Annotated in this window: 9 protein-coding genes and 1 riboswitch; of the genes, 4 read left to right on the top strand and 5 right to left on the bottom strand. The window is 42.5% G+C overall.

The window, feature by feature from the left end; all coding sequences use genetic code 11:
- Positions 1 to 209: 209 nt before the first annotated feature.
- Both AC58U0_RS35125 and AC58U0_RS35120 read right to left on the bottom strand, forming a co-directional pair.
- The gene (locus AC58U0_RS35125; protein ID WP_497383342.1) at positions 210 to 644 is read right to left on the bottom strand and encodes a GNAT family N-acetyltransferase; all 435 of its coding nucleotides are present in this window, start codon (positions 642 to 644) and stop codon (positions 210 to 212) included.
- 28 nt (positions 645 to 672) lie between these two features.
- On the bottom strand, positions 673 to 1,323 hold the full coding sequence (locus tag AC58U0_RS35120; RefSeq protein WP_497383341.1) for an HAD family hydrolase: 651 nt from the start codon (positions 1,321 to 1,323) through the stop codon (positions 673 to 675).
- Positions 1,324 to 1,527: 204 nt separating this feature from the next.
- Positions 1,528 to 1,621, top strand: a riboswitch (cyclic di-GMP riboswitch).
- A 62-nt stretch (positions 1,622 to 1,683) separates the two neighbouring features.
- Between AC58U0_RS35120 and AC58U0_RS35115 the strand changes: the two genes are divergently transcribed.
- Entirely contained in the window at positions 1,684 to 3,465 is a 1,782-nt protein-coding gene (locus AC58U0_RS35115) for a putative bifunctional diguanylate cyclase/phosphodiesterase (RefSeq protein WP_497383340.1), read from the top strand.
- Positions 3,466 to 3,487: 22 nt separating this feature from the next.
- Here the strand turns inward: AC58U0_RS35115 and AC58U0_RS35110 are convergent, their stop codons facing one another.
- Positions 3,488 to 4,819 (bottom strand): MFS transporter, encoded by a 1,332-nt coding sequence (locus AC58U0_RS35110; protein ID WP_497383343.1) that lies wholly within the window; start codon positions 4,817 to 4,819, stop codon positions 3,488 to 3,490.
- A gap of 195 nt (positions 4,820 to 5,014) precedes the next feature.
- On the opposite strand from AC58U0_RS35110, the gene AC58U0_RS35105 reads away from it, so the two are divergent.
- Positions 5,015 to 5,782: a sulfite exporter TauE/SafE family protein gene (locus AC58U0_RS35105; protein WP_497383339.1), complete on the top strand. Its 768-nt coding sequence runs from the start codon at positions 5,015 to 5,017 to the stop codon at positions 5,780 to 5,782.
- 138 nt (positions 5,783 to 5,920) lie between these two features.
- Here the strand turns inward: AC58U0_RS35105 and AC58U0_RS35100 are convergent, their stop codons facing one another.
- Positions 5,921 to 6,664 carry an ABC transporter permease gene (locus AC58U0_RS35100; protein WP_497383338.1) on the bottom strand — a complete coding sequence of 248 codons (744 nt, stop codon included), beginning with the start codon at positions 6,662 to 6,664 and terminating at the stop codon, positions 5,921 to 5,923.
- Positions 6,652 to 7,317, bottom strand: a complete 666-nt coding sequence (locus AC58U0_RS35095) for an ABC transporter ATP-binding protein (RefSeq protein ID WP_497383337.1) — start codon at positions 7,315 to 7,317, stop codon at positions 6,652 to 6,654. Before AC58U0_RS35095 ends, AC58U0_RS35100 begins: the two co-directional genes overlap by 13 nt.
- A 248-nt stretch (positions 7,318 to 7,565) precedes the next feature.
- Here AC58U0_RS35095 and panD point away from each other — a divergent pair, with 248 nt between their 5' ends.
- Entirely contained in the window at positions 7,566 to 7,967 is a 402-nt protein-coding gene (panD, locus tag AC58U0_RS35090) for an aspartate 1-decarboxylase (RefSeq protein WP_497383336.1), read from the top strand.
- A complete protein-coding gene (locus AC58U0_RS35085; protein ID WP_497383335.1) occupies positions 7,960 to 8,706 on the top strand; it encodes a YheC/YheD family protein in 747 nt (248 codons plus the stop codon). The genes panD and AC58U0_RS35085 overlap by 8 nt, the downstream gene beginning before the upstream one ends.
- Positions 8,707 to 8,824: the final 118 nt, after the last annotated feature.

The following is an 8,824-nucleotide window of genomic DNA, read 5'->3' as shown; positions in this document are numbered from 1 at the left end:
ACCATAAACGAATAAAGGCAAAACTAAAAGGCATGAGCCCGGTACAGTACCGAACTCATGCGCTAAAGGCAGTCTAACTATATACTGTCTAACTTTTGGGGGTCACTTCAATGACTCAGATCCTTTTTTAAAAGTGATATATTGATTTAGATCGTTTAAGGGAACCACAATCAGCTATTTGAGCGAAAACCCCCAGTCTCTGCGATCTATTAATCCTCTTCCGCTTCTTCTACCTCATACGTACATAGAAAACGCTCTACACCGGGATATTTCTCCCCGAGGCTGCGAATGACAAACCCAATATTCCGATAAAATTGGACTGACTCTTCATCCGTTTCTGCCACGATTCGAACGGGGTGCATATCTTCAATAATTTCCAGGATAATCCCTCGTCCAAAGCCTACCCCTCTGCTTTCCGGTTCAACGGCAAGATGAGTGATCGTCATCTCCTGATTATCACTGAGTTCAAAGCCGATAATGCCCACCATGATACCTTCGGATTCATACCCAAACAACCATAGATTAGCATCATTTTCATAACGCTCAAGTACAGGTTGCAACGCCTCCGGATCGGGGAAAACGCTGTAACTCAGCAGTTCTTGTATATCATTATCGTTTAGTCGGGATTTAACATTCACTAACATCTTTATTCACTACTTTCGTATTTGTTATCTACACATAATCTAACAACTTAAGCAAGCTGTCAATATGAGCTACAGGGGTGATTCCCTTCTCCTTCATCAGATGTCCGCTCAGCCCGTAGCTGATAAAGGGAACTCCTGCATCTACGGACGCTCTGCCATCTATCCACGAATCTCCGATTGATATCCATTCGCTCTCAAGAATGTGCGGAAAATGTTGCTTAGCGGCTAAGTATCCAGATGGAGATGGTTTCATCGCTTCCATTTGCTCTCTTCCGATGATCAAATCAAAGTATGGATGAATTCCCGTTGTTTCCAGCGCTTGTACCGCTGCCTTGTATGAATTATTTGTCACAATAACCAGGACATATCCCGTCATTAAAGCTTTCAGGAGCTCGGAAACATGGGATTCCAGTCCTGCTCCTTCCATGCCGATTAGCTCATGTTGAACGACCATATGCATCACTTCTGTATAGGACTCTTCAGACATCCCTTTCGCTTTCACATACTCAATCATGGTTGATGTGGTATGCTCTTGAATCGGAAAACCATCTGGCAATAAATCATGCTCAATAAGGTAGTCCGCCACTTGCTTTTTCATCATTTGGAAATTAATCCTAGACCTCAGCAGTGTATTATCCATATCAAAAATAATGCCTCGAACATGGCTTGATTTAATCATATAACCTCACCTATCCATCTTTAGAACTATAAAAAATTAAGAAATTAGCATTATAAATTATTCTTAGTTGAATTCGACATAATTCGCTAATTATATGCAAATACCGCTATGGACACGTCATTTTCAACTAATTATAATGAGGCGTAATAACTGGTATTTAAGTTTATACATCAATAATTAGTGCCTTTTGAACTACATAGATGGAATCGTTAAAAGCAAACCATTGGAAACAATGCGACGCAAAGCCATGACCTAAGGCATCCCTAATTGGGATTGCTATGGACGACAGGTTACCGAGTCAAGGAGTTCATCCTTTCATTCGGGATGGGCTTTTTTATTTATACGAAATGAGGTTGATTCATGCACCATACGCTAACAGATAATTATCCAATTTACCTCATGCTGCTAACGTTCATTATTTCAATAACAGCTCTTTACTTATCCTTTAATAACAAAAAAGCACTCCAAGCTTCCCTATTAGAGTCTGCTATCGATTGTATCATGATGTTTAATTCAAGTGGGAGGATCATTGCGTTTAATCCTGCAGCAGAAGCCATTTTTGGTTACGAACGCAAAGAAGCTCTAGGGCTAACGTTAATCGATTTTCTTTTTGAAAAAGATGGCCAGGAGACGACCTTCTTAAATCTGCTATTCACAGCTAAAGATGAATCGATTATCGGTAAGCGAACCGAATTGAAAGCATTTCGATCGGATGGCAGCGTATTTCCGGCGGAAATAACGATTACGAGTACTCCGTATAAAGGAAGGCATGTTTATACAGCTTATCTCCGTGATCTGACTGAAAAAAAGAAGTCCGAGGAAATGATACAACAGCTAGCCTATTTTGATCTTTTGACAGGTTTACCGAATCGCAACCAGTTCAATCAGCTTTTCCATGATGTGTTAAACAAAGCCAAACAACATAATCAAAGCTTAGCTCTACTCTTCCTTGATGTAAATCGGTTTAAACTCATTAACGATACCTTAGGCCACCATTTAGGAGATCTGGTGCTGCAAAAGTTCTCCGCACTGCTCTCGGAAAGCTTGTTTGCGCAAAGCATTGTTTCCAGGCTAAGTGGCGATGAATTTGTGATTTTGTACCCATACGGGAATCGGGAGTCAGCAGCTGTGCAAGCGGAGAAAATCATTCGACAACTGGAAGCTCCTTTCCAAATCGACGGTCGAAATGTTTTTGTTTCCACTAGTATCGGTATCTCTTTGTATCCAATCGATGGAGAAGATCCGGAGGTTTTACTGAAAAATGCTGATCAAGCGATGTATTTGGCCAAAGACCTCGGTGGAAACCATTATCATTTTTATGAACAGGAAATGAGTGTCATCTATTCGAGGAGAAGCGCATGTGAGCAATCACTCCGGACAGCTATAGAACATAATGAGCTCTACCTCATGTACCAACCCAAATTCCATATTCCTACTGGCGAAATAATCGGGGTAGAAGCTTTACTAAGGTGGGATAGCCATGCGTTAGGAAACGTCTCGCCGAAGGAATTTATTCCTATTGCTGAAGAATCCGGACAAATTATTGCAATCGGAAAATGGGTTTTACAAACAGCCTGTTTACAAATGAAAAAATGGCAAGCTGCGGGCATGGTGCCTGTTCCTATTGCAGTGAATATATCCGCTGTCCAGTTTCATCAAGAAGATTTGGTGACAATGATTCTCGAGATTCTGCATCAAAATGAGCTGGGAGCACAGTATTTAGAACTCGAAATGACCGAAAGCATATCGATGAATAAAGACCTCAGCTGCATGGAAAAGCTTTATGCTTTAAAGCGTAAGGGAGTTAAAATCTCTATCGATCATTTCGGAACTGGTTATTCTTCTTTAAGTTATTTACATAAATCTCCAGTGGATACGTTGAAAATAGATAAATCGATCGTTCATGAAATCTCAACTTATCATTCTGAATCTTCAATCATTGAAGCTATTATGGCCATCTCACATAGTTTAAAAATGAGTGTCATTGCCGTAGGTGTAGAAACTCATGAACAGCTCAATCTTCTAGAAAGATTTGGTTGTGAAAATATACAAGGATACTTATTCTCAGTTCCACTTACAGCTGAGCTATTTGAAAAGAGTTATGTTTTCCATGATACAAATGCTAGTCCAAATGCTTTATGAAAAAAAAGCCAGAATGCGGAGGTTACTCCGTCTTCTGGCTTTTCAGATTGGGCGCCGAACGAATAGCAAACGGCATGGCCAATGAAAGTAAGCTTGCCAAAAGTCCAAACACGAACATACCGTGAATACCCGTATAAAAGACGCTGGATTTGGTAAGGATTGCACCCATAATAGTTACGCTGACCGCTGTTCCAATATTCCGTGCAAAGAGCTGCAACGAGGTAGAAATCCCCTTCTGGTGCGCTGCTACAAGCTGCTGTGAACCGATTGTAGTAATAGTGAAGATTATCCCATAAGTAAGACCAAGCGTCGTTAATGCGATGAACGTGTACCAGAATGGCGTACCCTCGTGTATGAAATAAAATAAGGCAGCTGTAATGACGAGTATCATATTACCTATGACTAGAAGCCGTTTATATCCATAGCGAATTACCCATTTTCCTCCAGGCACAGCAACTGCCATCCACCCAATGGATGTACTCAGAAGTGCAATACCGCTAACAAATAATGAGTAGCCTTGATTTTGCAGGAAGAGAGGTATGAAGCTGGAAGTCCCAAAGAGAGCCGCGCAGCTTAGAAAAGAGCTTGCAATCATAATGGCCACGGGACGATTGCGCAGCAGATTTAACGGAACGATTGGCGCAGAATGTTTTCTCTCATATAAAAAGAAAGCAATCATAAATATGCCCCCTAAAGCGCCATACATATAGCTATAATGCTCAACTGCTGTAGTAAGCAGCAATAAGGAAATGCCACAGGCAAACAAAATAGCTCCGCCATAATCGACTACGGCTTTCTTCGGTTGATACACTTCCTTATACGGCTGCAAGGCAAGAAGCGCAACGATACATACCGGTATATTAACGAAAAAAATCCATCTCCAGCTCAGGTAGGTCACGAAAAACGTCCCCAGTAGAGGTGCTAATATGGCAGATAACCCCCACATCCCGGTGAAATACGCTTGTACTTTACCTCGCTGCTCCACCGGATAAATATCTCCCGCAATAATGGCAGGAAAGGGCATCATCACCCCTGCACCAATTCCTTGAATCGCTCTGAACAAAATCAGCTGCAGCATACTCTGGGATAGACCGCAAAGCACAGATCCGAAAAGAAACAGAAGTATGCCTGCTGCATAGATCCGTTTCCGCCCAAATAGGTCAGATAATCTGCCTGCTAATGGAGCTAATACAGTAGAAAGGACCATATAAGAGGTAAATGCCCATGCATACAGGTCATTGCCACCAATTTCTTTCACAATAATCGGCATTGTGGTATTCGCAATCGTGGTATCGATAGATGACACTAATACCGCCAAAACAATACTCACCATAACCGTTGTTCGATTTCTAATGGATGTCCCCTCCTAAAACCTACTTTTTTTCACATCCACATATTGTAACTGATTCCAGAATGAATGAATAGCATGTTCAGAGCATTATGAAGTCAAATCAAAAAGAGTTAAAAATTTTCCTTTACATAATGCTTTTCTATATAATAAAATTAATCCAATATGGTTAGTGGGTAATTGGATTGGGGACATGACAACATGACTTTAACCGTTTTATTTATGGGTGTATTTGTTGGTTTTATGGTCGGATTGACTGGTGTAGGCGGAGCTTCGCTGCTCACCCCCATTTTAATCCTGATTGGAATAAATCCTTCAATTGCCGTGGGAACAGACCTTCTTTATAATTCGATTACAAAGCTTTTTGGCACGATTCAGCATTGGCGGCAGAAAACGATAGATTTCAAGCTGGTTAAAATGCTGGCCATGGGTAGTATTCCAGGTGTTATCGCAGCTGTTATTTTTTTGAAATTATTCAATTCGTTCTTTCATAATCAGGAGATCATTATTAAGCATGCTCTTGGTTATGTCTTGATTCTGGTGGCGTTTGCTACTTTGTTTAAAGTTTTCTTCGGCCACAAGATCAAAGAAAATCGCTGGCAGCTCCAATCTTTGGAGGAGAAACGAGGACTAACCATTACAATTGGGGCTGTACTTGGTTTTGTTGTAGGGCTTACGTCCATTGGATCCGGCTCCTTGTACGCTATTGCAATGCTTTACTTTTTCCGTATGAACCCAGCTCAGCTCGTCGGAACTGACATTGCTCACGCTTTTTTCCTTGCAACGACAGCAGGCATTCTGCATGCCAGTATGGGGAATGTGAATTATACACTTGTCCTTAATCTACTCATCGGTTCCGTTCCCGGCGTCGTTATCGGCAGCATGCTCTCTGCTAAGGCACCGACCAATGTTTTGCGCACGATTATTGCAAGTCTGGTATTGATTAGCGGCATTAAATTAATTGGCTGAATCAGAGCTGAGGCTCCATTTTTATTTCCATTGAACCGATCATTCATACGAAGAAGCGTCCGAGTAAACTTAATCGGACGCTTCTTGCTGTACTCTGAACATGTCGTTTTGTGCGGTTCCCCGGGAAATACCTGCCCTTTATTTCAACGTCATTTCCCGAGTAAACCATAATTGATAACTAAGTATGCTCAAAATGATACTTGTAATTGCCGCTGCTGCTGTGAAAGCAAACAAAATCAACATTTGATAACGAACCGCCTCCACAGGATTCGCGCCTGCGATAATCATCCCCGTCATCATTCCTGGAAGCTGAACGAGTCCAACAGTTTTCATTCCGTCTATCGTTGGAATCATGCTGGCCTTCACGGAGCGCTGCAGTGCTTGCTGAATGGCCTGTCTAATCGAAGAGCCGAGAGCTAGCAGTGCTTCAATTTCCCCGCGCGACGACTGCACCTCACGGTTCATTTGATTCAAAAATAATCCACAAACAATCATCGAACTACCAATAGTCATACCGCTTATCGGGATAATGAATTGGCTCGTTGGCTTGATAATATGTAAACCCAGCATGAGTGACATTGTCAACGTTTCCGTTACAGCAATTGCAGCAGCTATTCTCCAATATATTCCCTTTAGCCCTTCTCCGCGTTTGCCCGCATTATGTGTAGCAACCACAATCATGATCGCAATGATAATAAAGATAAGTGCCCAATGCTCTGTTTGAAAAATAAAGTGAAGCACATACCCAATGAACAACAGCTGCAAGGCTCCACGAATGGTTCCCACGGCAATGTCCTTCTCAAGCCCAAGCTTCTGCCATTTAGATAAGGCCACCGTAATCATGACAAAGGTCAGTGTAAAGCCTAACGCTAGCGTAGACACGATGAATCCATCCCCCCTTCGACTGAAGATGAATCCGTCCATTCAAACGTTTCCTTCGGCACAGATTCAGTTAATGATCCATGATTCAAATACCAAAACCGATTGCCTACCCTCTTGGCTTGCTCCATCTCATGTGTCACCCAAATTAGCGCGCCTTCGCGCTCATCAAGCCAATTCATCAGGGTATCTTCTACTGCTAGCTTGCTCTGTGAATCCAGTGCAGATGTCACTTCATCAAGTAAGAGGATGTCCGCTCCAAGCAGCATTGACCGTACTAGTTGAACACGCTGCTTTTGTCCTCCAGATAAATCAGCCGCCTTCTGAGACCAATTCAGGTCACCGAGGCCAACCTGCTCCATCAAGCTTAGCGCCAATGGTTTATCGAAATTACGCTGATGCAATTTACTCACCAAAGCTAGGTTGTCTGCGACCGTAGTAGGCAGCATAACCGGTTGTTGGGGGACATAACAGACCTTCTTCCGCCATTCACTTGGTCCCCAACTCGCAACAAGTCGTCCATGCAAAGATAAGCTTCCGCCATCCATGCTTTCTAAGGTGGACAAAATCCGAAGCAGTGTACTCTTCCCTTGGCCGGAAGGACCTAAAATCGCAATACGATCTTTGGGCAATACGTTCGTACTTATTTGCTCCATTAAAGGCGTCAGGCCTTCGTTTGGATGCTTCTTATATAGATTTTCAATAACCAGAATAGGCTGCAGAACTTTTCACTCCCATCTACCCAAGTTTTACATATATCCGTTTAATTAGTATATCATAGCCCTATTTCAGCGTGGCATTTACCCATTTTTCTTTGGAAATTGGCTTTTGCCTACACCAGGAGACCGGCCTTAGTCATACTTTGTGATGAAAACCCAATGTGATGTTAAAGGAGCTACTGCATATGCAGCGACTAATGTGTAAAGGGAAGATCCATCGTGCGACGGTAACGGAAGCCGATTTGGATTACGTTGGAAGCATTACCATAGACGGTTTATTGATGCGCAAAGCGAATATTTTACCCTATGAAATGGTTCAAGTCACAAGTCTGCGAAACGCCACCCGGTGGAAAACATACGCGATACCTGCGGCGGAAGGCTGCGGCAAGATCGGTTTGAATGGTCCCCCTGCCCACCTTTTTGCTCCTGGCGACCTCGTTATTATTCTAAGTATGGGACTCATGAATGAAGCCGAAATTAACAACCTCAAACCCCAAGTGGTTTTCGTTGATGAACGCAATCAATTGCTCCGGGTTGAAGAACATGATCTAGTTATTCTCAAGCAAGAAGTGAAATCCAATGACTAAGCTAAACACAAGCAAATGGACCAAATATAAGCTGCTGCGGAAATCGTCTACACTTAGTGTGAATCTTCCAGAAACAGCATGGCTGCGGAAGAGCTCTTTCTGGCGTATGATAAAAAAATACGGTCAGGTCATCATTAAACCGACTGGGAGCTATGGGGGCAATGGTGTCATTCGGATCAAAAAGATGGATTCTTCCACATATGAGGTACAGGATGGCGCTAAGAAGAAAAATTTTACAGAGCATACCCAATTAAACGCCTATATCAAAAAGAAAGCGCGCAAGAACAACATCATTCAGCAGCGAATTCCGCTTGCTACGGTGAATGACCGGCCCTTTGATCTCAGAGTGATGGTACAGCGACACCTCAACTCACCTTGGGAAGTGACCGGTAAACTGGCCAAAGTGGCCGGAAAAGGCTTTATCGTAACGAATATTCGCATGAGCAGCGGCAAGGTCGTATCGGTGGAACATGCTCTCAAAAACTCGGCGCTCAAAAAGATGCGAGCTTCTGATCTCCTCTCACAGCTCGATAAAGTTGCCTTGCTAGCCGCTAAGAAATTGGGTCCTTATTATCCTTGGGTGCGGACGATGGGGATTGATATGGCTTTTGATAAAGAGGGGAATGTTTGGATAATTGAGGTTAATTTCGCTCCAATGCTTGAGCTATTTTTGAAACTGAAAGATAAGTCGATGTTCCACAAGATCAAGTCATTTCGCGGAAACAAACCAGATAACTAATCGCAATTATAAGTTTGAAAAATAAAATAAATCAAAAGACACAAGCCGTTTCCTTCTTCTCCTCTTGGTAATAGTCTAAATAAGAGTTTGCAATAGCAAAACTCTTTTTACAATTACG

Source organism: Paenibacillus sp. J31P190, assembly GCF_059692075.1.
The sequence above is the reverse complement of the archived record's forward strand: the minus strand, read 5'-3'. Positions and strand labels throughout refer to the sequence as shown.